Origin of the sequence: Pseudomonas parasichuanensis (assembly GCF_021601385.1) — a bacterium.
Lineage (GTDB): Bacteria > Pseudomonadota > Gammaproteobacteria > Pseudomonadales > Pseudomonadaceae > Aquipseudomonas > Aquipseudomonas parasichuanensis.
The window spans coordinates 1-677 of record NZ_BQHO01000081.1; the positions used below are offsets into that span (position 1 = coordinate 1).

The 677-nt window shown below is 61.7% G+C and carries 1 protein-coding gene; it reads right to left on the minus strand.

Annotated elements, in window-relative coordinates; all coding sequences use genetic code 11:
- Nucleotides 1-677 (minus strand): immunoglobulin-like domain-containing protein (locus L6D77_RS27035; protein ID WP_373870653.1); only part of this gene is annotated, 677 nt, incomplete at both ends.

The window sequence follows — 677 nt, forward strand, 5'->3', positions numbered from 1 at the left end:
GCTTCGGTCTGGCCGGCCGGAATCACGACTTTGGCGCCGTTGCTCAGCGTAACGGTGAGGTCCTGATCCAGTTTCTGGCTGACTTTGACGGTGAAGCTTGGCTGCTGGTCTTCGGTGACATCGCCATTGCTGACGATGGTGACCGACACCTTGTCGCCTTCGTTACCAGTGCCGGTACCGCCGCCGCTGCCCGGTTCATCGGTAACCGAGGTGGTGACGGTGTTGTCGCCGAGGGTCAGTTTTTCGAAGTTGTCGCCACCGGCGACCGATTCGATCTTGTTGACGATCGAAGGCTGGCCGCCGACGAAGACGTCGTCTTTGGCGGTGATGGTGAAGGTGCCAGAGGCGCTGCCCGCTGGAACGGTGACTTTGGTGCCGTCGGTCAGGGTGAAAGTCAGGCCGTTGTGGCCAGTGACCGACAGGCCCTGGGCGTTGGTCAGGGTGACGGTGTAGGTGATCTGGCCGCCTTCGGTGACGGTGGCCTTGTCGGCGCTGAGCGTTGCAACGACTTCACTGGTGGTGTCGGTGATCTGTACGGTGGCGTTGCCACCCAGTTCCAGGTTCTCGAAGGTCTTGCCAGCGACGGTTGCGTCGCTGACACCCACGGTCAGGCTATCGGCATCTTTGAAGACGTCATCGCCCTGGGCGTCGGCCTTGTAGATGGCTTCGGTCTGGCC